The 24193-nt window shown below is 63.9% G+C and carries 26 protein-coding genes; 10 read left to right on the forward strand and 16 right to left on the reverse strand.

Annotation, left to right across the window (positions count from 1 at the left end):
* Positions 1-91 precede the first annotated feature (91 nt).
* A complete protein-coding gene (locus EV686_RS10035; RefSeq protein ID WP_132476504.1) occupies positions 92-463 on the forward strand; it encodes a DUF6746 family protein in 372 nt (123 codons plus the stop codon).
* A gap of 88 nt (positions 464-551) precedes the next feature.
* Here EV686_RS10035 and EV686_RS10040 read toward each other — a convergent pair whose 3' ends face one another.
* The 3 genes from EV686_RS10040 to EV686_RS18855 all read right to left on the reverse strand — a co-directional run bounded on the left by EV686_RS10040 (position 552) and on the right by EV686_RS18855 (position 3242).
* On the reverse strand, positions 552-1526 hold the full coding sequence (locus tag EV686_RS10040; protein ID WP_132476507.1) for a tripartite tricarboxylate transporter substrate binding protein BugE: 975 nt from the start codon (positions 1524-1526) through the stop codon (positions 552-554).
* Positions 1519-2985: an N-acyl-D-amino-acid deacylase family protein gene (locus tag EV686_RS10045; protein WP_132476924.1), complete on the reverse strand. Its 1467-nt coding sequence runs from the start codon at positions 2983-2985 to the stop codon at positions 1519-1521. Before EV686_RS10045 ends, EV686_RS10040 begins: the two co-directional genes overlap by 8 nt.
* 107 nt (positions 2986-3092) lie before the next feature.
* Positions 3093-3242 carry a hypothetical protein gene (locus EV686_RS18855; protein ID WP_243650857.1) on the reverse strand — a complete coding sequence of 50 codons (150 nt, stop codon included), beginning with the start codon at positions 3240-3242 and terminating at the stop codon, positions 3093-3095.
* Here EV686_RS18855 and EV686_RS10050 point away from each other — a divergent pair.
* Positions 3180-4091 (forward strand): LysR family transcriptional regulator, encoded by a 912-nt coding sequence (locus EV686_RS10050; protein WP_243650854.1) that lies wholly within the window; start codon positions 3180-3182, stop codon positions 4089-4091. The two genes, EV686_RS18855 and EV686_RS10050, sit on opposite strands and share 63 nt — an antisense overlap.
* Positions 4092-4099: 8 nt before the next feature.
* Here the strand turns inward: EV686_RS10050 and ruvB are convergent, their stop codons facing one another.
* The 7 genes from ruvB to EV686_RS10085 all read right to left on the reverse strand — a co-directional run bounded on the left by ruvB (position 4100) and on the right by EV686_RS10085 (position 10950).
* Positions 4100-5170 (reverse strand): Holliday junction branch migration DNA helicase RuvB, encoded by a 1071-nt coding sequence (ruvB, locus tag EV686_RS10055; RefSeq protein ID WP_132476513.1) that lies wholly within the window; start codon positions 5168-5170, stop codon positions 4100-4102.
* A 209-nt stretch (positions 5171-5379) separates the two neighbouring features.
* A complete protein-coding gene (gene ruvA, locus EV686_RS10060) occupies positions 5380-5955 on the reverse strand; it encodes a Holliday junction branch migration protein RuvA (RefSeq protein WP_132476516.1) in 576 nt (191 codons plus the stop codon).
* Positions 5956-6104: 149 nt separating this feature from the next.
* On the reverse strand, positions 6105-6650 hold the full coding sequence (gene ruvC, locus EV686_RS10065; RefSeq protein ID WP_132476519.1) for a crossover junction endodeoxyribonuclease RuvC: 546 nt from the start codon (positions 6648-6650) through the stop codon (positions 6105-6107).
* A complete protein-coding gene (purH, locus tag EV686_RS10070) occupies positions 6650-8242 on the reverse strand; it encodes a bifunctional phosphoribosylaminoimidazolecarboxamide formyltransferase/IMP cyclohydrolase (protein ID WP_132476522.1) in 1593 nt (530 codons plus the stop codon). Before purH ends, ruvC begins: the two co-directional genes overlap by 1 nt.
* Before the next feature lie 93 nt (positions 8243-8335).
* The gene (locus tag EV686_RS10075; RefSeq protein ID WP_132476525.1) at positions 8336-8578 is read right to left on the reverse strand and encodes a helix-turn-helix domain-containing protein; all 243 of its coding nucleotides are present in this window, start codon (positions 8576-8578) and stop codon (positions 8336-8338) included.
* 38 nt (positions 8579-8616) lie between these two features.
* A complete protein-coding gene (gene dusB, locus EV686_RS10080; RefSeq protein ID WP_132476528.1) occupies positions 8617-9639 on the reverse strand; it encodes a tRNA dihydrouridine synthase DusB in 1023 nt (340 codons plus the stop codon).
* Between the two features lie 66 nt (positions 9640-9705).
* Entirely contained in the window at positions 9706-10950 is a 1245-nt protein-coding gene (locus tag EV686_RS10085) for an FAD-dependent monooxygenase (RefSeq protein WP_132476531.1), read from the reverse strand.
* A 70-nt stretch (positions 10951-11020) separates the two neighbouring features.
* Here EV686_RS10085 and EV686_RS10090 point away from each other — a divergent pair, with 70 nt between their 5' ends.
* The 3 genes from EV686_RS10090 to EV686_RS10100 all read left to right on the forward strand — a co-directional run bounded on the left by EV686_RS10090 (position 11021) and on the right by EV686_RS10100 (position 14027).
* Positions 11021-11479 (forward strand): NINE protein, encoded by a 459-nt coding sequence (locus EV686_RS10090; protein WP_132476534.1) that lies wholly within the window; start codon positions 11021-11023, stop codon positions 11477-11479.
* An 80-nt stretch (positions 11480-11559) separates the two neighbouring features.
* The gene (locus EV686_RS10095) at positions 11560-12423 is read left to right on the forward strand and encodes a cytochrome c oxidase assembly protein (RefSeq protein ID WP_132476537.1); all 864 of its coding nucleotides are present in this window, start codon (positions 11560-11562) and stop codon (positions 12421-12423) included.
* A gap of 98 nt (positions 12424-12521) precedes the next feature.
* Positions 12522-14027 (forward strand): M48 family metalloprotease, encoded by a 1506-nt coding sequence (locus EV686_RS10100; RefSeq protein ID WP_243650834.1) that lies wholly within the window; start codon positions 12522-12524, stop codon positions 14025-14027.
* A gap of 95 nt (positions 14028-14122) precedes the next feature.
* On the opposite strand, the gene EV686_RS10105 is transcribed toward EV686_RS10100, so the two are convergent.
* Both EV686_RS10105 and EV686_RS10110 read right to left on the reverse strand, forming a co-directional pair.
* Positions 14123-15214: a YheT family hydrolase gene (locus EV686_RS10105; protein WP_132476540.1), complete on the reverse strand. Its 1092-nt coding sequence runs from the start codon at positions 15212-15214 to the stop codon at positions 14123-14125.
* 19 nt (positions 15215-15233) lie between these two features.
* Entirely contained in the window at positions 15234-15446 is a 213-nt protein-coding gene (locus EV686_RS10110; RefSeq protein WP_132476543.1) for a zinc-finger domain-containing protein, read from the reverse strand.
* 253 nt (positions 15447-15699) lie between these two features.
* Between EV686_RS10110 and EV686_RS10115 the strand changes: the two genes are divergently transcribed.
* From EV686_RS10115 to EV686_RS10125, 3 genes are all read left to right on the forward strand, one after another.
* The gene (locus tag EV686_RS10115; protein ID WP_377748148.1) at positions 15700-16431 is read left to right on the forward strand and encodes an AzlC family ABC transporter permease; all 732 of its coding nucleotides are present in this window, start codon (positions 15700-15702) and stop codon (positions 16429-16431) included.
* On the forward strand, positions 16428-16778 hold the full coding sequence (locus EV686_RS10120) for an AzlD domain-containing protein (RefSeq protein ID WP_132476549.1): 351 nt from the start codon (positions 16428-16430) through the stop codon (positions 16776-16778). Before EV686_RS10115 ends, EV686_RS10120 begins: the two co-directional genes overlap by 4 nt.
* Before the next feature lie 130 nt (positions 16779-16908).
* On the forward strand, positions 16909-18297 hold the full coding sequence (locus tag EV686_RS10125; protein WP_132476552.1) for a DEAD/DEAH box helicase: 1389 nt from the start codon (positions 16909-16911) through the stop codon (positions 18295-18297).
* Positions 18298-18315: 18 nt separating this feature from the next.
* Here EV686_RS10125 and EV686_RS10130 read toward each other — a convergent pair whose 3' ends face one another.
* Complete coding sequence (locus EV686_RS10130) at positions 18316-19197, reverse strand: LysR family transcriptional regulator (RefSeq protein ID WP_132476555.1); 882 nt, start codon at positions 19195-19197, stop codon at positions 18316-18318.
* Between the two features lie 157 nt (positions 19198-19354).
* Between EV686_RS10130 and EV686_RS10135 the strand changes: the two genes are divergently transcribed.
* A complete protein-coding gene (locus EV686_RS10135; protein ID WP_279389463.1) occupies positions 19355-20218 on the forward strand; it encodes an amidohydrolase family protein in 864 nt (287 codons plus the stop codon).
* A 129-nt stretch (positions 20219-20347) separates the two neighbouring features.
* Positions 20348-21325, forward strand: coding sequence for a tripartite tricarboxylate transporter substrate binding protein (locus EV686_RS10140; protein WP_132476928.1), 978 nt, complete (start codon positions 20348-20350; stop codon positions 21323-21325).
* Positions 21326-21506: 181 nt separating this feature from the next.
* On the opposite strand, the gene EV686_RS10145 is transcribed toward EV686_RS10140, so the two are convergent.
* From EV686_RS10145 to nrdB, 3 genes are all read right to left on the reverse strand, one after another.
* Positions 21507-22490 carry a Bug family tripartite tricarboxylate transporter substrate binding protein gene (locus EV686_RS10145; RefSeq protein WP_132476561.1) on the reverse strand — a complete coding sequence of 328 codons (984 nt, stop codon included), beginning with the start codon at positions 22488-22490 and terminating at the stop codon, positions 21507-21509.
* Positions 22491-22656: 166 nt separating this feature from the next.
* Complete coding sequence (gene yfaE / locus EV686_RS10150; RefSeq protein ID WP_132476564.1) at positions 22657-22980, reverse strand: class I ribonucleotide reductase maintenance protein YfaE; 324 nt, start codon at positions 22978-22980, stop codon at positions 22657-22659.
* Entirely contained in the window at positions 22977-24110 is a 1134-nt protein-coding gene (gene nrdB, locus EV686_RS10155; RefSeq protein WP_132476567.1) for a class Ia ribonucleoside-diphosphate reductase subunit beta, read from the reverse strand. Before nrdB ends, yfaE begins: the two co-directional genes overlap by 4 nt.
* Positions 24111-24193: the final 83 nt, after the last annotated feature.

The following is a 24193-nucleotide window of genomic DNA, read 5'->3' on the forward strand; positions in this document are numbered from 1 at the left end:
GCAGCAGCGCCCGCATTGCGGAAAATCATGGAAAAGTCAGGCAATTGGTAAGATAATAATGGTTCTCATTATTTTTCTGGGGGAGTGACGCATGAAGATACAGATGATGTCCATCCTGATGGCCGGCATGCTGGCGGTGTCGTCCGTCACGGCCAACGAGCGCGTCGATCATGCGCAGGGCAAGCCGGCCGAAACGCTGGAGCAGGCCGTCGCCAACTTTTCCGAGGGCAACAGACAACTGTCCGAACTGCTGGCGACCAAGCCGATGACGCCGGATGTGTTCCATGAAATCCACATGCTGTCCTACACGCTGGAAAACGCCCTGAAGAAGATCAACGAGGAATTCGCGGCGCTTGCGGATACGCTGGAGGAAGTCCACCTGGGCTCCGAGCGCATGGACGAGGGCGCCGTGGTCATGAACGGCGAGGACTACCTGGCCGTGGCGGGCAAGGTAGTCAAGTAGGTTCTACCCGGCGAGGCAAGCGGGCGCTGCCGTAGTGCCGCAGCATCCAGGCAGGATTGGGGAGTCTGGATGCTGTATCGCGTACGGCTTACTGCAGCTTGAAATTTCCCTTCTGGATGACATCGCGCCAGAGATTCAATTCCCTTTCGATCTGGGCGCTGAATTCGTCGGAGGTATTGCCGATGGGAAAGGCGCCGGCTTCCGCCAGCTTCTGCGCGGTCTCGGGATCGTTCACCGCATCGGCAAAGACACGGGAAAGCGTCTGTGTGACGTCGGCGGGCAGGCCGGCAGGCGCTACCAATCCGTACCATGAAGTGACGTTGTAGTCCTTGTAGCCCTCTTCCTGGAAGGTCGGCAGCGAGGGCAGTTGCGGATTGCGTTCCGTTCCTGTGATGGCCAGGGCCCTCAGGCGTCCGCTTTGAATGTACGGCAGCGAGGAAGGATAGTTGTCGAATATGACCGGAATGGTTCCTCCGATCGTATCCGTCAGCGCAGGTGCGGAGCCGCGATAGGGCACGCTGACCATGCTGCCGCCCATTTCCTGCAGGAACCAGATCATGCCCAGGTCATTGACGCCGCCCGCGCCCGCATTTGCGTAGCTGTATTTTCCCGGATTGCTTTTGATGATCCCGGCAAATTCCTTCAGTGTTTTTGCCGGGAAATCGGGGTGCACGCTGAGGATGTTCGGACTGCCGGCCAGATTGCTCAGCGGGGTGAAGTCCTTGATGGGATCATAGGCAAGGTCCGCATATAAATGAGGCGCCGTGCCATGCGTGCTGACGGTCGCCAGCCCGACGGTATAGCCGTCAGGCCTTGCTCGCGCGATTGCGGATGCGCCGATGGCTCCGGCGGCTCCGGCGCGGTTTTCCACCACGATTTGCTGGCCCAGCAATTGGCCTGCTTTGTTTGCCGCGACTCTGGCGACAGCATCGGTCGGGCCTCCAGGCGGGAATGGAACGATCATGGTGATGGGTTTGTCAGGAAATGCCGCAATGGCGGGTCGGGCGCCGATACAGCCCAGCAGGGCGATGGCGGCAAACAGGGTTTTTGCGGATTTACGCATGGGCTTGTCTCCTTTGCGGTTTGAGTATGTGACCCGGCCTTGCTGCCGGAGTGCTCGGGTATGCGGGCATACCATTGATGAATACGTGTTCGATACCTACGGACTTCAGCGTGGGTTCTTCCCAGTTGGCCCTGTCTGCGACAGTATCAGCGTCGAAGACGACGATATCGGCCTGGGCGCCGGGCGCCAGGATTCCGCGTCCGGTCAGCCCGAATGTCCGGGCGGGAAGTGATGTCATCTTGGCGATGGCGGCCTCGAGCGTCAGCAACCGGCATTCGCGCACGTAGCGACCCAGGATGCGGGTGAAGCTCCCCCATAGCCGGGGATGAGGGTTGGCATCATTGGGCAGGCCGTCGGAGCCCACCATGCAGCAGGGATGCGCCAGGATGCGCTGGACTTCGGCTTCGTCCATGGCGAAATAGATAGCTCCCGCGGGGCTCAGCCGCTGAGCAGCTTCGGCCTTGCTGCATTGCCAGTGGCGGGCAATGTCGGACAGGTATGCGCCGGCCTGGTCCGGGTGAGGAGTTGACCAGGTGATCTTGATGTCGTCGATCTTTTCCGCCCGTTCGGGGATCAGGATGGTGGAGCTGGCGTTGTAGGGATAGACATCGAGCGCGACGGACAGGCCTGCGCGCCGGCTGTCATCGATATTTTTCAGTGTGCGGGCGCTACGCCCCCAGTTGCCGGGCATGAGGCATTTGTGATGGGACAGTACGGTGCTGCACCGTGCCCGGCGGCCGATGTGCAGAACCTCTTCGACGGCGGCCTCTACGTCATCGCCCTCATTGCGGATATGGCTGGTATGGACGGCGCCGTGTTCGGCAAGCACCGCGGCAAGGCCAAGCAGTTCATCCGTCTGGGCCACGGAGCCTGGCGCATAGGCCAGGCCCGTGCTCATGCCGATGGCGCCATCTTTCAGCGCATCGGCCAGTAGCGCTTCCATATGATGCTGTTCTTCCTGTGTCGGTATGGGGGCATGCGGATCGCGCATGGCGCTCAGCCGGAGGTTGGCGTGCCCGACCAGGACGGCGACATTGATCATCGGCTGAAGCCGGGCCACTTGGTCGAAATAGGCCTGGAAGGATGGGAACAGCGGGGAGTCTCCCAGCAATGCCAGCGCTTCCGCCGTATTGCCGGGCAAGGGCCTGGGCGCGGCGCTGATGCCGCAGTTACCCACGACGACAGAGGTCACGCCCTGGCTGGTTTTCCACAGCATGTCCGGGCGCTCCACGAACATGAGGTCGTCATGGCCGTGCGTATCGATGAATCCGGGAGATACGATTCTATCGGTGGCATCGATGAGGCTTGCCGCATGGAAGCGGGACGAAAGGGATGGCCCCATTGCCGCGATCTTTCCGTCGCGGATGCCGATATCTCCTTGCCATCGGGCCAGTCCCGATCCGTCGATGATGGATCCGTTGCGGATCAGAATGTCCAGAGTGTTGTTGTTGCCTGTCATGCCATTCATGTCTCGGAGCTTGCTTTGTGTAATTCTGGCAGCCGCATTGCGACTGTGCAGCGCCATTATGCGTTGGTCTATCAATCATTTAAAATTATTTAATATGATCAATTGATCGTTTTTTTAGATTGATGAAGAGAGTCAGGGGGAAGGGCCGGGTGAATCGCTTGCCGAAACATGTCACGCTCAAGCACTTGCATGCTTTTGTTGCGGTCGCGCAGGAAGGCAGCTTCACCTTGGCCGGAGAGCGCATGCATCAGACGCAATCCTCCATTACGAGCTTGGTGCAGCAACTAGAGCAGGCGCTGGGCTGCCAATTGTTCGAACGTACGAGCCGGCGTGTCCTGCTGACGCATGTCGGCAAAGAGTTCCTGCCGCGTGCAAACCAGATACTCAAGAGCTTCGAAAGCGCGGTCAACGATGTCATACGTTACGGCAATCTCGAAAGAGGGCAGGTGACGGTTGCAGCGGCGCCGTCCGCCATTACGGAGCTGCTGGCGGCCGCCGTCCTGGAGTTCAGCCAGATCTATCCCGGAGTGAGGGTATGCCTCAGGGACGAGAATTCCCGCAAGATCCAGGAGCAGGTCAGCCGCCAGGAAGCCGATTTTGGATTGACGGGCCGGTGGATGGAGGCGCCGGACCTGTATTTCCGGCCATGCATGACGGACGAGTTCGGCGTTCTCTATCCTGATACGTCGCAATGGTGCGAACAGTTCGGGGAACGCGTCTCATGGAGCCAGTTGATGGGTCACAAGCAGATCGGACTGATCGGGGACACCGGCATCCTGAGCGTATTGCGCAGCCATATCGAGCTGCCCAGCGAGGTCACGGCGCCTTTTTACGAAGCGTCCAGCACCACATCGCAAGCTGCATTGGTGCAATCCGGGATGGGTCTGGCGGTTCTGCCCGCTTTGGCTGCCGCACGGTTGCTGGGCCGCGGCTTGCGCTTTTCCTTGCTTGAAGCGCCTGTCATTAACCGCACGTTGTCATTCATCACGCATGCGCACTATGGACTTTCGCCCATGGCCGCGGCGCTGATGGACATCGTGCTGACGCATATCGGGAAGGCTGCACTGCCGGATGGTTGCACCCGGCTGCCTGGTTGAACAGGCTCTCAGCCGAACAGGTCCCCGCTGCCGCCCTGGGCGCCGGGCGGCGGCGTCAGGCCCAGGTGCCGCCAGGTGGTCTGCGTTGCGATGCGGCCCCTGGGCGTGCGCTGCAGGTAACCGTGCTGGATCAGGTAGGGCTCGATCACGTCTTCGATGGTGTCGCGTTCTTCGCCGATGGCGGCCGCCAGGCTGTCCACGCCGACCGGCCCGCCGTCGAACTTGTGCACGATGGCATCCAGCAGCTTGCGATCCATCAGGTCCAGGCCCTGCGGATCGACTTCCAGCATGGCAAGCGCGGCGCCGGCGATGTCGGCGTCGATATTGCCGTTGGAACGCACCTCGGCGTAGTCGCGCACGCGACGCAGCAGGCGATTGGCGATGCGCGGCGTGCCGCGCGCGCGGCGGGCGATCTCGGCGGCGCCGTCCTGCGTCGCATGTGCATTGAGCAGACCCGCACTGCGGGCCACGATGTGCGTCAGGTCTTCCGCGCTGTAGAACTCCAGCCGCGACACGATGCCGAAGCGGTCGCGCAGCGGGTTGGTCAGCATGCCGGCGCGCGTGGTTGCGCCCACCAGGGTGAAGGGCTGGAGGTCGATCTTCACGCTGCGGGCCGCCGGGCCTTCGCCGATCAGGATGTCGATCTGGAAGTCTTCCAGCGCCGGATAGAGGATTTCCTCGACCACGGGCGACAGCCGGTGGATTTCGTCGATGAACAGGACGTCGTTGCGTTCCAGGTTGGTCAGCAGCGCGGCCAGGTCGCCGGGGCGCTCCAGCACGGGGCCCGAGGTCTGGCGCATCTGCACGCCCATCTCGTTGGCGATGATGTGCGCCAGCGTGGTCTTGCCCAGGCCGGGAGGGCCGAACAGCAGGACGTGGTCCAGCGACTCCTGGCGCTTGCGCGCGGCCTGGATGAAGATTTCCAGCTGTTCGCAGACGCGCCGTTGCCCCGTATAGTCGGCCAGGCTGCGCGGGCGCAGGGCGCGCTCGATCGAATCCTCGTTGGGCGAGGCGCTTTGCGGCGTCACCAGGCGGGCGGACGCGGGAGAGCTGGTCAGGGATTCGGAGTGTATGGCCATGGTCGTGAGGTCGATGCGCGGGAATCCAGTCGTATATTACGCCGCCAGGTGACGGACCCGCCGGCCATCGGGCCGGAGGTCGCGCTTGTGGGCGTGAGGGCGCCGCACTGAAAACCGGGCGCTGTGTATTTATCCAGCATTATAGGGTGGCAATGCCGCCCGCGCCATCCTTTGCCGGCCTGGAAGGATTGACGCGCGATCGGATCGGATCAATGGCGCGACAGCGACTTCAGGGCCAGGCGTATGCCTTCGGCGACGTCCACGCCTTCGGGCAGGGTCTTGAGCGCCGATTGGGATTCCGCGCCGGAATAGCCCAGGGACAGCAGGGCGTTCAGGATGTCGTCCCGGCCGGAGGAGACCGTGCCGGGAGCCGAGCCGAAGTCCGCGCCCAGCTTGCCGCGCAGTTCGAGCAGCAGGCGTTCCGCCGTCTTCTTGCCGATGCCCGGTACGCGGGTCAGCATGCCGGTTTCCTGGCGGGTGATGGCGTCGGCCAGATCCTGCACGCTCATGCCCGACAGCACCGCCAGCGCGGTGCGGGCGCCGATGCCCGTGACCTTGATCAGGGCGCGGAAGGCGCTGCGGTCCTGCGCCGACAGAAAACCGTACAGCACGTGCGCATCCTCGCGGATGGCCAGATGCGTGTACAGCGTGACCTTGCCGCCGGTTTCCGGAAGATTGTAGAGCGTGGTCATGGGAACGTCGATTTCATAGCCTACGCCGCCGACGTCGATGCAGACGGTGGGGGGCGTTTTTTCCAGAAGCGTTCCGGTGATGCGACCGATCATGAATGAATCCTGTGGAGAGACTTGCGCCCTGGGCGCGTGGATCGTGCAACTCTGCTGCGTATGGCATTCTAGGCCAGATTGCGCCGGCAAGGACACAGCGGGAGGATCGGAGCGCGCGTCCGATGCCGGGGGAGGCTGGAAGAGGCCGGTCAGCCCAGGATGCGCCCGCCGCGCATGCGGGCGCGGGTCTTGCCCGGCAACTGTCCGGCCGCCTGTAGGCGCTGCGATATCGGGCTGAAATGGGCATGGCAGATGGCGCATGCCAGCGCGTCCGCCGGATCGCTGGCCGGCGCGCGATTCAGGTTGAGCAGGTATTGCACCATCTTCTGCACCTGCTCTTTCTGGGCGTGGCCGTTGCCCACGACGGACTTCTTGATTTGCAGCGCCGTGTATTCATGGACTTCCAGACCGGCATCCGCCAGCGCACACATGGCGGCGCCCCGCGCCTGGCCCAGCAGCAGGGTGGAGGTCGGGTTGGTGTTGACGAACACCTTTTCCATGGCAGCGATTTCCGGCTCGTGCATGCGGGCCACTTCGCGCAGATTGTCGAGGATGACTTTCAGGCGCTGGGCCAGCGGCAGATCGGTGGGAGCGACGATCACGCCGCTGGCCACGTAGTGCGGCGTGGCGCCCTGGATGTCGATGACGCCGAATCCAGTGCGCCTCAGGCCGGGATCGATGCCGAGAATGCGCATCAGTGGCGGAAGTGGCGCACGCCCGTGAACACCATCGCAATGCCGCGTTCGTCAGCTGCCGCGATGACTTCATCGTCGCGCACGCTGCCGCCGGGCTGGATCACGCAGACCGCGCCGGCGTCGGCGACCACGTCCAGGCCGTCGCGGAATGGGAAGAATGCGTCGGACGCCACGGCCGAGCCCTTCAGGCTGAGGCCGGCGTTTTCCGCCTTGATCGAGGCGATGCGGGCGGAGTCGATGCGGCTCATCTGGCCGGCGCCGACGCCCAGCGTCATGCCGTTGCCGGTGAAGATGATGGCATTGGACTTGACGTGCTTGGCGACTTCCCAGGCGAACTGCAAATCGCGCATCTGCTCGGGCGTGGGCGCGATGCGGGTCACGACACGCAGGCTGGAGACGTCCAGCGGCAGGTTGTCGGGTGTCTGGGCCAGCCAGCCGCCGCCGACCCGCTTGAGATCGAAGGGGTTGGCGCCGTCACCCATGGCGACCTTGAGCACGCGCACGTTCTTCTTGGCCGCGAGCAGTTCCAGCGCCTCGGCGGTGTAGTCGGGCGCCAGCAGCACTTCCAGGAACTGAGCGCTGACGGCCTGGGCGGTGGCCAGGTCGACCGTGCGGTTGAAGGCGATGATGCCGCCGAAGGCCGAGGTGGGGTCGGTCTTGAACGCCTGCTGGTAGGCGGCCAGCGTGTCGTGCGAGATGGCCACGCCGCACGGATTGGCGTGCTTGATGATGACGCAGGCGGTCTCCTGGAAGCTGCGCACGCACTCCCACGCGGCGTCCGCGTCGGCGATGTTGTTATAGGACAGTTCCTTGCCCTGCAACTGCGCGTAGTTGCCCAGCAGGCCGGGGCCGCGGGTCGGGTCGACATAGAAGGCGGCGGTCTGGTGGGGGTTCTCGCCGTAGCGCAGCGTTTGCTGGCGCTGGATCTGCAGGGTCAGCGTGCGCGGCCACTCCTCGCGTTCGGCGGGCGCGTCCTGCGCAGGCTCGGCCTGGACCAGGCTGGTCAGGTAGGAGGAGATGGCGCCGTCGTAGGAGGCTGTATGGGCGTAGGCCTTGGCCGCCAGTTCCAGGCGCAGGCCGTAGGAGGGCGTGCCGGCTGGGCTGTCGATGCCCGCGAGCACGCGCTCGTAGTCGGCGGGATCGATGACGACGGTCACGCCGCCGGCTTCCGTGCCGTGGTTCTTGGCGGCGGCGCGCAGCATGGCGGGGCCGCCGATGTCGATGTTCTCGACGGCGTCGGCAAAGGAGCAGCCCTTGCGGGCGACGGTTTCGCGGAAGGGGTACAGGTTGACGACCAGCAGATCGATGCGGGCGATGTCGTGCTGCTCGATGGTCTGCATGTGTTCTTCGCTGTCGCGGCGCGCCAGCAGGCCGCCGTGGATCTTGGGGTGCAGGGTCTTGACGCGTCCGTCCAGGATTTCCGGGGAGCCGGTGTGCTCGGCCACCTCGGTGACGGCCAGGCCGGACTGGGCCAGCAGCTTGGCGGTTCCGCCGGTGGAAAGCAGGCGGATGCCGCGTTGCGCCAGGGCGGTGGCGAACTCGACGATACCGGTTTTGTCGGAAACCGAAAGGAGGGCAGTCTGGATTTTCATGTCGATGAATGGAGGGAAAGTAAGAAAGCGGTTCGGCGGGGATCCGGGTCCGGCGCTGGCGGCGGGGCAAGTGCCCGGCGCAGGCCGGCCGGTTCAGTGCTGGTGATGCATCTGGATTTTCTTGCGCAGGGTGCTGCGGGTGATGCCCAGCATCTGGGCGGCCTTGGTCTGGTTGCCCTGGGCGCGTTCGAGAGCGACGTCCACGACGATGCCTTCGACCCGGTTCACGACCATGGCGAGCATATCGTTGGGCTCGGCGTCGCCCAGATCCTTGAAGTAGTCGTCCAGGCGTTCCCGTACGCAGAGTTCCAGGGAGGAAATGGTTGGTTTATTCATGGTGATGGATAGCTTCTCTTCTCTGTATTCTGTCTTGTTCAGGCGGCCGCCACTTGTGGTTCAGGACTGCCGCCAGCCGCCGTATGCTCGTCATGGCTGTCGAACCACCGCAGGATGGCCGACATCTGCTCGCCGGTGCTTTCAGCCCGGTTGATGGCGGGCAGCAGGCTGCCGCCATCGGGCACATTGGCCATGTACCAGCCGATGTGCTTGCGCGCCGAACGCACGCCGGTCGTCTCGCCATAGAAACGGTAGTGGTCTTCCAGGTGCCCGGTCAGGCAGTCGCGCAGTTCGCCGTAGGTGGGCGGAGCCAGGTGCCGGCCTGTTTCCAGGTAATGGGCGACTTCCCGGAAGATCCAGGGGCGGCCCTGCGCGGCGCGTCCGATCATGACGGCATCGGCGTTAGTGTAATCCAGGACGAAGCGCGCTTTCTCGGGCGAATCGATATCGCCGTTGGCGATGACCGGGATTTCCAGCGCCTGCTTGACTTCGCGGATGGTATCGTATTCCGCCTGGCCCTGGTAGTGGTCGCAGCGGGTGCGCCCGTGCAGGGTCAGCGCCGCGATGCCGATGTCCTGGGCCAGAAGGCCGATGCGCATGGCGTTGCGGGATTGAGCGTCCCAGCCCGTGCGTGTTTTCAGCGTGACGGGCACGCCCAGCGGACGGCAGGCGTCCACGACGCTGCGCAGGATGGCCAGCAGGCGGGGCTCGTCGCGCAGCAGCGCCGAGCCCGAAGCCACGTTGCAGACTTTCTTGACGGGGCAGCCCATGTTGATGTCGATGATGCGCGCGCCCTTGCGGATATTGAAGAGCGCCGCCTCGGCCATCATGCCCGGATCCGCTCCCGCGATCTGGACGGCGACCGGGTCCGGCTCGCCCTCGTGGTCCAGGCGCCGGGATGTCTTGACGCTGTCCCACAGGCGTGGATTGCTTGCCGCCATCTCGGATACGGCGTATCCGGCTCCCAGCTGCTTGCAGAGCCTGCGATAGGGACGGTCGGTGACGCCGGCCATGGGCGCGACGAAAACACGGTTGGGAAGTTGCCAGGAGCCGATACGCATGACGGGGATTTTAACCCCGTCGCGGCCGCGGGAACGGGGCGGATCATCCCTGAAACATTTTCCGGGCTAGGCCCGCAGCCCCATCAGCAGTTGGGATGCCAGCGGCGCTCGCGCGATGCGCAGAAGATCCAGCGTCAGCAGGCCCAGGCCGCCCATGTGCTGCACCAGCGGGTTGCGGGTGGCGAAAAAGCGCGGCAAGGTATCGGTGATGCCCATGGTCAGCCAGCGGTCGGCGCGGCGCATGCGCGCATACTGCCGCAGCGCGGGCTCGGGCGACAGGGCGGGATTGCGCAGCCACGGCGCCAGCGCCTGCGTCAGTTGTGCCGCGTCGCGCAGGCCCAGGTTGAGTCCCTGGCCCGCCACCGGATGCAGCGTTTGCGCGGCGTTGCCGATGGCGACGGTTCCCGGCGTCGGCAGCACCGGACCGGCGTGCAGGGACAGCGGAAATACGGTGCGCCCGTCCAGGCTGCGCAATTGCCCGAGACGCTCGCCGAACATGGATTGCAGCGCACCGTCGAAATCGGCGGCTGTCATGGCAGCAAGGGAGGCGGCCCGTTCGGGCGTGGTGCACCACACCAGGCTGTAGCAGCCGTCGTGTGCGGGATGGGGCAGCAGGGCGAGCGGTCCTTGAGCGGTGAAACGCTCGAATGCCCAGTGCGGCAGAGCCCGGCCGGCCTGCACCGTGCAGAGCAGGGCATGCTGGCCGTAGGTGCGCTGCAGCCCCTTGGGCCTGGCGCCATCGGACTGCACGCGCAACTGCGCTTCGGGCGGGGGGGCATCCTGCGAGGCCGAATGCAGTTGAATGCCGCTGCGGCGCACTGCCTCGTGCAGGGTCCGGAACAGGGCGTCGTAGGTGACGACGCTGCCCAGGCGCGGCACGCCCAGCTCTTCGTGGCGGATCAGCGTGCGGCCGAGCCGGCCGCGCTGGGATACGTGCACAGTCAGTATGTCGGCAGCCTTGTCGGGCCATGCGCGCAATTGCTCCAGCAGCACGCGGCTGCCATGGTTCAGGGCCAGGGCGCGGGGATCGAGCCGCGTCTCCCCGCCAGCCGCTCCGGCGGCCGGAAATACGCCGCTCAGGCAGATACGCGAGGGGTCCGCGGATTCGGCGGCGAGCAGCAGCGCCAGGGAGCATCCTACGGGCCCCGCGCCGGAAATCAGGATCCCGCCCTGGGCCGCGCAGACCGAAGCCGCGTCGGCCCCGGCGTGCTCTCCGGGGATTGCGGCATCTTCCCGCCGGGAGTGGCGTGAGGGCCTGGAGGCTGAGCCATCGGCGGCGTCGCCGGAGGGCAGGGAAACGGAACTGTCCATGGAGTGTCTCTACTACAATGCGCCAATGCCCACATCATAAACAATACAGGAGACCAGGACAGTGCGCGTCATGCCGGAAAACAATCTTGCGCAATCCCGGGCCGGACGGCGGCAGCCGCATCGCAGCAAGCTGCTGGCGGCGCTGCTTGCCTCCGTGCTGGGCGTGTTCGGAGCGCACTGGTGGTATCTCGGCAGGCGCCATGCCTGGCTGCCGGCCCTGTTCAGCATCTGCATGCTGGCCTGGGCGCAGACGTTCGACAGCTGGTGGGACAATCCGGCGTTCCTGGCGCTGATCATTCCCATCCTGGATGGCTTCATCGAGGCGCTGGTGTTCGCGCTGAAGCCTGACGAATGGTTCGACGGGCGCTACAACCCCGGCTCGGGAAGGAAGAACGAGACGGGATGGGGGCCGGTGCTGGTGGCCATCCTGACCACGTTTCTCGGCGGCACGGTATTCGTCTTCTGGATCGCCATGATCGTGGTGCACGTGTATACCGCCATGGGCTGGCTCGACGGGCTGGCGATATGAGTGCGGCGATGGCGGGGCGCCGATGCTTTACACTAGGACGGCACATGCCGTCACCCCCGTTTTCGTAATCCGGAGCCGCTATGGATGTCCTGGCCTGGCTGATCCCCTGGGAGTTTTCCCCGGCCTTTCTCCTGCTGTTCTTCGCAGGGGCATGGTTGTTCGCGCGCGGCGCCGGCGTGCACCACGTGACGCGCGCGCGCCAGTGGCTGTTCTGGTCCGGCATGGTCATTCTTTACCTGTCGATGCATACGCGGGTCGATTACTACGCGGAGCGCCTGTTCTTCGCCCACCGGCTGCAGCATCTGGTGCTGCATCACCTCGGGCCGCTGTTGATCATGGGCGCCTATCCGGGGCAGGTCATGCGGGCCGGCCTGCCCATGGCCTGGCGCATCCGGCTGCGGGACTGGCGCCTGACGCGCCCGGCAAGGTTCCTGGAATACCTGCTGACGCACAAGATCCTGGTGCCGGTGGCGTTCGTCGTGCTGGTCGTGGGCTTTCTCATCCCGACGGTGCAGTTCTACTCCATGCTGGACTGGCGGCTGTACCGCCTGATGAACTGGTCGGTGGTCATCAGCGGATTCCTCTACTGGAACCTCATCCTGGATCGCAGGCCCAGCCCGCCCGCCGCCATGTCGCCGGGCTACCGCATCCTGTCGCCCGTCATTACGATGGTCCCGCAGATGATCACGGGGGCCGTCATCACATTCACGGAGCGTGACCTGTATCCTCTGTTCGACCTGTGCGGCCGCGCCATTCCCGGATTGTCCGCCACCACGGACCAGGCCATTGGCGGCCTTACCATGTGGGTGCTGGCGGGCTTCGTGGAGGTGTTCGGCCTGTTGTACGCCCTTGCCACCTTGATGCGCCTGTCCGGGAAGGGACGCCTGCCGGAGAAGAGAAGGCCCGGCAAAGGAGTGCCGGCGACGTCGGCGACGTCCTCCTAGGGCATGGGCCGGGCCTCCGCATGGATCGTCCGCGGTCGTTCATGCGCGGATCGTGCCCAGGACACGGAACCATTTCCATCGACTGGAATCGTAATGGCATGACCACAGATTCACCTTTCCGCATCGAATCCTCATGGCGCAGGCTGCGCCGTTCGGCGACGGCCGTGCTGTTGTCGTCCAGCCTCCTGGCGCCGGGCCTGCCGCAGGCCCAGCCGGCGGGCATTCCCAGCATGGGAGCGGCCTCCTCCACCGAGCTGTCGCCCGCGCTGGAAACCTTGCTGGGCAAGGCCATCATGGAGCAGGGCAGGCGCGACCCCACTTACATCAACGACCCGGATGTTCGCCAGTATCTGGCGGCGATGGGCGCAAAGCTGTCGGGGCAGGCTTCGGGCCTTGGGCAGCCGGTCCAGGTGTTCGGCGTGCGGGATCCGCAGATCAATGCCTTCGCGCTGCCCGGCGGCTATGTCGGCGTCAACAGCGGCCTGGTCGTGCAGTCGGAGTCCGAATCCGAGCTGGCCTCCGTGGTGGCGCACGAAATCGCGCACGTGGCGCAGCGTCACATTGCCCGAGGCATGACCCAGGGCTCGCAAAGCAACACCATCATGATGGCTTCCATTGCCGCTGCGCTGCTGGCGGCGATGGCCGGCAGCGGCGACCTGGCCATGGGAGTGGCGGCGTTCGGGCAGGCGGCGGCCATAGATCAGCAGTTGGGGTTCTCGCGGCAGGCCGAGCAGGAGGCCGATCGGCTGGGGCTGGAGATGATGCGCAAGGCTGGCTTCGACCCGCGCGGCATGGCGCGCATGTTCGGGCGGCTGTCGAGCGTCTCGCGACTGAACGAGAGCATGTCGGGCGGCGGCTATCACAGCACGCACCCGCTGTCGGTGCAGCGCATGTCCGATATCGAAAACCGCGTACGCGAACTGCCGCAGCAGTCGCGCGAGGACGGTGGCGATTATCTGTTCGTCAGGGCCAAGCTGCGCGTCATCCAGGCTAAGGATGCGAGGTCGCAGCGCGAAGTGCGCGAGACCTTGCAGCATGAGGCGTCCACGCGCAGCGGCGCCGCGCAGGCCGCAGCATGGTATGGCCTGGCCTATGCGGAACTGGTGCGCGGCGAACTCGATGCCGCGGACAAGGCGCTGGCGCAGGCGTCGGTGGTGAAATCGCCGCACATGGCGCAGATGCGGATACAGCTTGCGCTGCGCCGTGGAGCGGATGCCGTGCAGATGGCCCGCGATGCCTGGCGCGACTGGCCGCAGAGCCAGGGCGTCGCCCTGCTGCTGGCCGAAGCCCTGCAGAAGGCCGGCAAGGACGGCGAGGGCGTTGCATTCCTGGAGGAGCGCGTCGGACAATGGCCGGAGGAGCCCCAATTCCACGAACGACTGGCACAGGGCTATGAGCGGCTGGGCGAGGCCGTGAAGGCCAGGAGCACCATGGCGACCTACTACGAAATGGTCGGCGCGCTGCCTACCGCCGTCCAGCAATTGCGCCAGGCACGCAATCTGACGGACGACTTTTATCTGCAGTCGGAGCTGGATACCCGCATCCGCGAATTGCGCGAGCGGCAGGATATGGAGAGGGAACTGCTCAAGCGGTTCAAGACCTGACCCGCTGTCGCGCCGCCGATTCCGTGCCGTAGGAGCCCTCGTATTGGAGCGGGGAAACCCCCGGCTTCAGGAGGGAGCAGCCAAAAGGCGCAGCATTATTGCCCGGACTCGAAAAAGCGCGCGATGCGCTGCGGCAGCCAGCCCACGTGTCCGGGAAATCCTCCCGTGGTGAACCCCGCATGGCCGCCTTGGGCGGGCTGGTGCAGCAGCACGCTGCCGGAGGCATCGCGGCTGCCCGGCAGCGAAGGCGCCGGGACGAATGGATCGTTGCGCGCGTTCAGGATGAGCGTGGGAGTCAGGATGGATGGCAGCAGCGGCAGGCTGGAGGCCTGGGACCAGTAATCGAGCGCATTCAGGTAGCCGTGCAGCGGCGCTGTGTAGCAGTCGTCGAAGTCGCGTATCGTCCTGGCCTGAGAGAGGCGCAAGACATCGATGGCGCCGGGAAAGCGCCGGGCCTTTTCCATGACCTTGCTGCGCATGGTGCGCAGGAAGTAGCGGCAATAGATCTGGCGGCCCATCGTTGTGTTGGACAGCGCATTGCCGCAGGCGACGAGATCCATGGGAACCGAGACGGCCGCGGCGGCGGCGAGCCATTGCGAGGCTTCGGCGTTTTCTCCGAGGAGGCGCAGCATGGCATTGCCGCCCAGCGATACGCCCACGGCATGCCACTTGCCGTTGGGCAGGCGTTCGCGGGCATGGGACAGCATGAAGGCGACATCGGCGGAATCGCCGGAGTAGTAGGCCCTTGCCATGCGATTGGGAAATCCCGAACAGCTGCGGAAGTGGGCGATGATCACGACCCAGCCGCGCGCGCGGAAATGCTGGGCGATGGCCTGGGCGTAGTGGCTGCGGCTGCTGCCTTCCAGTCCGTGGAACAGGATCAGCGCGGGAGTGTCGGCGACCTTGGGCAGGGTGGGCCAGTCTTCTTCCGTGAACCACCGGTGCGCAGCGGTACCCGACAGGCCGGGATCGAGTTTGGCCAGCTCGCCGGATGCCAGACGGTCGGCGAACAGGCCGGGGCCGGCCCAGTCGAGGTCGACGAAATCGCCGTCCGGCGTCGTGACCCGTTCGCGCACGAACGCAATACGGTGATGGCGCGCAACCAGCGCACTGTATTGTGTCTGCAGGTGCCCGCCCGGAAGCCAGAATGGCGCCGGACATGGCGAGGTATCGACTTGCGCGGTCACGGAAGGCGGCTCTGGTCGCTTAGTGGCTGTGCGCTTTGGCGCCTTCTTCCAGGCGGTATTTTGCGCCACAGTACGGGCAGGCGGCGGAGCCGTCCTTGGACAGGTCGATATAGACGCGGGGATGCATGCTCCAGAGCGGAGCCTGGGGGCCGGGGCAATACAGCGGCAGGTCGGCGCCTTTCACGGTGATGACTTCGTCCTTTGGGGTTGCAACGTTGGAAACACGGCTCATGTTGGATCCTGAGAAGGAAATGCGGACGGGAAGCGTGCTGCGCAACGGTTTCCAGCCCTGTGCCTTGGCACGCCCGTCGAGGCTGCCTGGAATTTGGCGCTATTGTAGCAAGCGCGGCGCTGTGAAAGATCGTAGGCGGCAAACCGGGCATTTGCGTACAATTCGCATGCGAAATGGCAATGGGCGGACGGGCTGCGCAATGGTCTGCCGATTGCGCATCGCAAGGCTGAAGCAAGGGAGCGGGGAAGTGTTCGTGAAAAATTGGCCAGGCTTGCCCGGCCTGCAGGAAAGGCAATGGTTTGCCGATGGGGCAAAGGCTATTGCGCCGGCGACGGTTGCCGTCGGGCTCTGGGGATTCGTGACCGGCGTGGCCATGGTCAAGGCGGGCTTGACGCAATACGAGGCGATTGTGATGTCGCTGGTGGTCTATGCGGGTTCCGCGCAGTTGACGGCACTGCCTCTGATCATGAGCGGAACTCCCGTCTGGCTCATCTTTCTCGCCGGAATGATGGTGAACATCCGCTTCGTCATTTTCGGCGCGGCGATGTTTCCGTATTTCCGCAGCCTGTCCTGGCCTCGCAGGCTGTGGGCGGGCTTCTTCAATGGCGATCTCGTTTTCGTCATTTTCATGAAGCGCTTCGGCGATGACCCCGTCAAAGGCAGCAGCGAGCAGCGCTGGTTCTATGGCGGAGCGGCCGCCACGACCTGGTTCGGATGGCAGTTACCTTCGATTGCGGGCATATTCCTGGGCGCCACGGTGCCGGAATCCTGGTCCCTGGATTTCGCCGCCACGCTGGCGCTGCTGGCCATTGTCGTGCCGCTGGTGACGACGCGGCCAATGGTGATCGCCGTCACGGTGGCCAGCGTCGTGGCATGGTTCGGGCAACTGCTGCCGTTGCGGCTCGGACTGGTGGCGGCCGTGCTGGCCGCCGTGGCGGCGGGCGTCATGGCGGAGCAATATGGCACGAGGAGAAAATCGCGATGAGCAGCGACGCATTCGATCCCTATATTCTCGCCGTCATCGCGATGCTGCTGCTATGCAGCGTCCTTACTCGGGTGGGCTTCTTCCTGTTCGGTGATCATGTGCCTCTGAGCGAAGGCGTGCGACGTGCATTGCGCTACGCGCCCGCCGCCGCGCTGGCGGCCATCATCGTCCCGGGCATGCTGCCGCTGGCGCCGGGCGGCACCATGACCATTGCCGCGGACCAGTTGTTGGCTTCCCTGGTGGCCATATTCGTCTGCCTGCGTACCAGGAACGCGATTCTGGTCATCGTGGTGGGCATGGCCGTTTTCTGGGGCTTGCGCCTGTTTTTCAGCGGATTTGGCGGATAAATCGTGGACTTTTAACGACACTTGGCAGGCGCGGCAAGGGCTTTCACCGTGGCCCGACCGGGCGGTGCGCTAAAATGTACGGGTTATCAATGCTCGGCGGGAGACCTCCTGCCAGGGCGCCAACGACTCAATGACTTCTACTACACCAGATACCGCTACCGCCACGACATTCGCTGATTTCGGTCTGCATCCGAATATTCTGACGGCCATCGCCGAAACAGGCTACACCACGCCAACGCCGATCCAGGCGCAGGCCATTCCGGTCGTCCTCAACGGCCGCGACGTCATGGGCGCCGCCCAGACAGGCACGGGCAAGACGGCGGCGTTCACGCTGCCCATCCTGCACAGGCTCATGCAGTTCGCCAATACCAGCGCGTCTCCGGCGCGCCATCCTGTGCGCGCATTGATCCTGACGCCGACTCGCGAATTGGCCGATCAGGTGTCGGACAACGTCATCCGTTACGCCAAGCATATTCCCCTGCGCTCGGCCGTGGTGTTCGGCGGCGTGGATATCGGGCCTCAAAAAGAAGCCTTGCGCCGCGGCTGCGAGATATTGATCGCGACGCCGGGCCGGCTGCTGGATCATGTCGAACAGAAAAACGTCAACCTCGGCCAGGTGAACGTGCTGGTCCTCGACGAAGCCGACCGCATGCTCGACATGGGCTTCCTGCCGGATCTGGATCGCATCGTACGGCTGCTGCCGGCTCAGCGCCAGGGGCTGCTGTTTTCGGCCACCTTCAGCAACGAGATCCGCAAGCTGGCGCGCAGCTTCCTGACGAATCCCGTGGAAATCTCCGTGGCGGCCAACAATGCCACGGCGGATACCGTCACGCAGATCGCCTATCCCATGTCCAGCGAGGACAAACGGGCGGCGGTGGTGCATCTGGTCAAGTCCAAGGGGCTGAACCAGGTCATCGTGTTCTCCAATACCAAGATCGGCACGGGGCGCCTGGCACGCCAACTGATTCAGGACGGCGTCAAGGCCGAGTCCATCCATGGAGACAAGAGCCAGGCCGACCGCATGAAGGCGCTTGAAGCCTTCAAGGCCGGCGATCTCGAAGTCCTGGTGGCGACCGACGTGGCCGCCCGCGGGCTGGATGTGGCCGGCGTGCCGTGCGTCATCAACTACGATCTGCCGTTCAACGCCGAGGACTACGTGCACCGCATCGGCCGCACTGGCCGTGCCGGTGCTTCGGGCGAGGCCATCGCGCTCTACACGCCCGACGAAGAGCGTTTCCTGCTCGATATCGAAAAGCTGATCAAGGCCAAGGTGCCGCGCGGCACGCTGTCCGTGCCCAAGCTGCCCAGGCAGCGCAGTTCCTCGCATGACCGCGACCGCCGCCACGGATCCTCCCGCTACGAGCCCGCGCCGTCCCGCCCGGTGGACGACTTCTTCTTCAAGCCCTACGAGCCTTCCAGCGCGCCATCGTCGTCCGCTGGAAAAACTCCGGCGTCCAGGCCGTCCACAGTTGCGCCCAAGCGCTCGGTCGGCGTTCTGCTGGGCGGCGGACGCGGCTGATCGCGCTGTCCGTTTCCCTTAGAAATCCAGCGAAGCGAACAAATCCGCCAATGTCGGTTGCGACCTGGCGGGCCAGATGGCGCTGAGGTTGAATCCAGGAAGCGTCTGCCCATCGCGCACATCGCAAAAGCGCACACCTTCGAAGTTCATCGTCCGGATCCAGGTTGGCAGTAGCGCAACGCCTGCGCCGGAGGCGACGCAAGCCAGGATGGTCAGCGTGCGGTTGGCATGCTGATGGACTTCCGTGCGGTAGCCCGCCTTGCGAATGGCATCCAGTATTCCGGCATTGAAAGCGGGCAGCTGGCTGTCCGGAAACATGACAAGCCCGGAGCTGGAAATGTCCTGGAGCGTGGTCGTTCCGTCTTCGTCAATATCGAACTCTGCGGGAACCGCCGCCAGAAGACGCTCTTCCTTGATGAGCCGTTCGCGCATGTGGCTGCCTCCGATGGCGACCGGGGTGTGCATCAACCCCAGGTCTATCGTGCCATCACGCAGTGCCTCGGCTTGTTCCGCATTGCTCATTTCCTTCAGGATAAGTTTGACATTCGGCGCCTGCTCGCGCAGCGCGCGCATGGCCTTGGGCAGGCAACCGAACAGCGCGGATGACACCAAGCCGATGGTCAATTGGCCCGCATGGCCCCGGGATATCTGGACGGCGCGCTGTTGCGCCGCGTCCAGGCGCGCCAGGCTGATGCGCACATCATCCAGGATGGCCAGGGCGGCGGGAGTGGGGGCCGCGCCGCGCCTGCTGCGGATGAAAAGCCGCACGCCAAGGTCTTTTTCCATGCGCGCCAGGGTCTGGCTCAGCGCGGGCTGGGCGATGCCCAACTGATGGGCCGCCGTGGTGATGCTGCCATGGTCTATGACGGCCAGGAAGTAGCGCAGGTGGCGTGTTTCCATATGGAAAAATCCATATTGAATGTATATGAAAGATTATTATTTTTATAATAGATCATTATATATCCGCTACCTATAATTTCCAGAAGATGTCGTGCCCCGGCGCAAATGCAGGTACTGAAGCCTGTGGACGGGGCATGCCGGTTCAGGAGCGGACAAAGTGGCGAAGAGCGGTATTTTTCAGATAGCGGGAAGCGTTGATACGCATGCGCATGTTTTCCGCCATGACCTCCCCATGAAGCCGGACCGCAGGCACAGCCCGGATTTCGACGCATTGCCGCAGGATTATCTTGCGCATCTCGACAACGCGGGTGTGCAGTTCGGCGTGTTGGTGCAGCCAAGTTTTCTTGGCACCGACAACAGCTACATGCTTCAGACGCTGGCGTCGCATCCGGAGCGCTTGCGCGGCGTGGCTGTCGTGGATGCCGCATGCACAGAGGACGAACTAGATCGCCTAGCCCTTGCTGGAGTGGTGGGAATTCGCCTGAATCTCGTAGGACTGCCGCTGCCCGAACTGGGAAATACGCAATGGCGGTCTTTGTTGAGTCGGGTGGCCGCGCGTGGCTGGCACGTGGAAGTTCACCGCGCAGCCGCGGATCTTCCGCTGCTCATCCCCCATATCTTGAAAACCGGTGGCCATGTGGTGGTCGACCATTTCGGCAGGCCGGACCCCGTTGCAGGCGAAGAGGATCCTGGTTTTCGTTATCTGCTGTCGCAGGCATCCGAAGGCCGGGTGTGGGTAAAGCTCTCGGCTTCGTACCGTACCTGGAAGCCCGAGGATGGAAATGCTGGCCTGCGTTCCACGGCGCTTGCCCGATTGCTGCTGCAGTCTTTCGGTCCGCGGCGCCTGCTTTGGGGAAGTGATTGGCCGCATACCGAGAATCGGCAGGTTGCGGGATATGCGCGATCCAGGCAATGGCTGGATGAATGGGTGCCGGAGGCGGAAGACCGCGAGCGGATTCTGGTCAGCAGCCCGGCGGAATTGTTTGGATTTCAAGCGTTGCCGGAGCGCTCGTCCGGTTGATGTTCAGGCCGGATTTCGGCGGGAGCGACGCCCAAGGCTGTCGCGGAAGAACTCCTGCATGGAGCGTCTCGGAGATTCATGCAGGTATTTTCATAACTACACAGGTGTCAGGAGATTTCGATGAACAAGATGCGAATGCTGCATTCCATGACGGCCCGCCTGGCGGCGGGGATCCTATTGATGGCAGGCGCAGCGGCGGCTGCCGCTGCTGATTGGCCGACGCGGACCGTTACTTTGGTGGTTTCTTATCCTCCGGGCGGGACAGTCGATGCCGTGGCGCGCATCATCGCTCCCCGGCTAGGTGAGAAGCTGGGGCAGACCGTAGTGGTGGACAACCGTGGCGGCGCGGGCGGCATGATCGGAGGCGCAGCGGTAGCGCGCGCCAAGCCGGATGGTTATACATTTCTTCTGGATGCATCAAACCATACGCAGAATCCGGCGCTGCGCAGCAATATGCAGTTCGATACCCTGGCGGACCTGGATGCGGTGTCTCTGCTGCTGCGTGTGCCGACGGTTGTTGTCGTGACGCCTTCGTATGATGAAGTGCAATCCGTCCAGGATCTGGTCAAGCTCGGACGCGAGCGCGACGATATCCATTACGCGTCGAGCGGTCCCGGTTCGTCCACGCATCTGGCGACGGAACTGTTCAATCTGTCGGCTGGAACCAGGTTGATTCATGTTCCCTACAAGGGAGGCGGTCCGGCCATGGTCGATGTCATGTCCGGGCAGGTGCCGCTCATGTTCGCCAGCCTGGGGTCTTCCATTCCCCACATCAAGTCCGGGAAAATGCGGCCAATCGCGTTGGGCGGCAGGACACGTTCCAGCGCGTTGCCGGATATCTCCACGCTTGCCGAATCCGGCATCGAGGGCTTCGAGGCCTATGAGTGGAATGCGGTATTCGCGCCCAGCGGCACGTCCAAGGCTATCGTCGATAGGTTTTCGCAGGTATTGGCGGACGTACTGAAAGATCCTGAAGTGATAAAGACTTTATCCGGGTTGGGGGCGGAAATCATCGGCTCCACGCCGGAGGAGCTGGAGCAGTTCCGTCGCGACGATATCCGGAAGTGGAGCGAAGTTGCGAAAAAGGCGAATATTTCGCTGGAGTGATGCATTGTAGATAGCCCGCTCCCGTGACCACGCGCCAACGCGCAAGCCTCGCCGTTCGCGGCGAGGTCAGGCGGGGCGGTTTCCATCTGGAGCCGCAGGCTCCTCCGAATTAGAAGCGGAAAAGCTCCGGCCCGGGGGCCGGGGTTCTTCACAGGCAGCCGGCGCAGTTGTATCCGGAGAATCAATCAGCCGAGATATTGGCGGTCTTGATGACCTCGGCCCATTTTCGGGTCTCGCTGTCGATGAACTTGGCGAAGTCTTCCGGAGTTCCGCCGCCCACCTGGCCGCCGGTGGCATCGAATGCCTTGACGACTTCGGGCTTCTTCAGCACGCGGTTGGTGGCTTCGTTCAGCTTGGCCACGACTTCGGCGGGGATGCCGGCCGGGGCGATGATGCCTTGCCAGTTGTATGACTCGAAGCCGGGCAGGCCGGACTCGGCCAGGGTGGGCACGTCTGGCAGCAGAGCCAGGCGCTGGGCGCTGGTGACGGCCAGGGGATGCACCTTGCCCGACTCGATGGCGGGCATGGCGGCATAGCCCATTTCGAACATCATGGAGATATGGCCGGCCATCAGGTCGGTGGCTGCGGGAGCGCCGCCCTTGTAGGGCACGTGCGACATCTTGACGCCAGCCTCGTGGGCGAACAGCTCGCCCGACAGATGGTGCGCGCCGCCCACGCCGGAAGAGCCGAAAGTGATGGAGTCCGGATCCTTCTTGGCCAGTTCGATCAGGTCCCTGACGGTCTTGACCGGCAGACTGTTGTTCACGTTCAGGATCAGCGGCGCTTCCTCGACCAGGACGATGGGCGTCAGGTCGGTCTTGACGTTGTAGGAAACCGTCTTGGGCACCAGGGTGGGGTTGACCGCCAGCGGAGCCAGGTGGCCGCTGCCGATGGTGTAGCCGTCGGGCTTGGCCTTGGCGATGTGGGCGGTGCCGATGACGCCGCCGGCGCCGGCCTTGTTTTCCACCACGATGGTGGCGCCCAGCTCGTCGGCCAGCTCACGGGCGATCAGGCGCATGCGGGTGTCGGCGAAGCCGCCGGCGGCATAGGGAATGACGAAGGTGATCGGCTTGGAGGGCCAGGCGTCCTGGGCCTGGGCGGCGGGGAAGACGATGCCGAGGGTGCTGGCCAATGCCAGGACGCGAAGGGTGCTCGATAGTTTCATGGTGTCTCGCTTGACTTGCTATGGATGATACGGAGGCATCGCGCCGGCCGCCCATGGGGGCGGCAGCGGGAGTGCGGCAATGGCTATTATGGTGCAATCCCGCGGATTGCTGTGATGGGGATATCCAGGGGAAGGGTTGTTATTGCGGAGGATCCGTCCGCGTGGCCTATGCCTTCGAGGTTGCCTGCAGGTCGAACAGATCGGTCGGGAACAGTTCGCCCTGGCTGTCCAGGTCGGCGCGCAGATGGCAGTCCACGGCTACGGCGCCATTGAGCTCGCAGCAGCAGGGAAGGATCTCGTTGGGGCCGACGAAAGCCAGCGGAGGCGAGGCATAACTGACCTCGCCGTCCATGAGTTCCAGGCGGCACATGCCGCAGTAGCCGCTGCGGCATTGGTATTCGACATCATGCCCCGTGCGTTCGAGGCCTTCGAGCAGCGTTTCCCCGGGCAGCAGATTGAACTGCTTGTCCCTGGTGATGACGACGCTCATAGTTCAAAGTCGTTCAGGTCGTCGGCAGAGACTTCGGCGTCGATCTGGCCGACGAGATAGGAGCTGAGCTCCACTTCCTGGGGGGCGACCTGCACGGTGTCCGATGCGAGCCAGGTGTTCATCCACGGCAGCGGATTGTGCTTGGCGTCGGGGAAGGCGGGCTGCAGGCCTACGGCTGCCATGCGGATATTGGTGATGTACTCCACGTACTGGCACAGGATGTCCTTGTTCATGCCTATCATGGAGCCGTCGCGGAACAGGTAGTCCGCCCAGCGCTTTTCCTGCTCGGCCGCGTCGCGGAACATGTCGAAGCATTCCTGATGGACCTCGGCGGCGATCCCGGCGAAGTCGGGGTCGTCGGCGCCGGAGCGCAGGATGTTGAGAATATGCTGCGTGCCGGTCAGGTGCAGCGCCTCGTCGCGCGCGATCAGGCGGATGATCTTGGCATTGCCTTCCATCAGCTTGCGTTCCGCGAAGGCGAACGAGCAGGCGAAGCTGATGTAGAAACGGATCGCTTCCAGGATGTTGACGCTCATCAGGCACAGGTAGAGCAGCTTCTTCAGGTTGCGCAGGTCGACGACGACGGTCTTGCCGTTGATCTCGTGGGTGCCCGGGCCGAGCTGAGAATACAGCATGGTCTGCTCGATGAGATCATCGTAGTACGAGGCGATGTCGTTGGCGCGCAGCTTGATGTTCTCGTTCTTGACGATGTCGTCGAAGATGACGGATGGATCGTTGACGATGTTGCGCAGGATGTGCGTGTACGAGCGCGAGTGGATGGTTTCCGAGAACGCCCAGGTTTCCACCCAGGTCTCGAGCTCGGGAATGGAAACCAGCGGCAGCAGCGCGACATTGGGGCTGCGTCCCTGGATGGAGTCCAGCAGCGTCTGGTACTTGAGGTTGCTGATGAAGATGTGCTTTTCGTGATCCGGCAGGTTCTGGTAGTCGATGCGGTCCTGCGAGATGTCGATTTCTTCCGGGCGCCAGAAGAATGACAGCTGTTTTTCGATCAGCTTCTCGAAGATGGGATATTTCTGCTGGTCATAGCGTGCGACGTTGACGGGCTGCCCGAAGAACATGGGTTCCTTGAGCTGGTCGTTGTCGTTCCGGGAAAAGATGCTGTATGACATAGTGGGTTGCCGTCAGATGTTACGTTGGCGCCGCTTGCCTGCCGATCGGGCCCGGCAAGCGGCTGGGAAGCATGATCCGCGCG

Origin of the sequence: Paracandidimonas soli, from assembly GCF_004342005.1 — a bacterium.
GTDB classification, from domain to species: domain Bacteria; phylum Pseudomonadota; class Gammaproteobacteria; order Burkholderiales; family Burkholderiaceae_B; genus Paracandidimonas; species Paracandidimonas soli.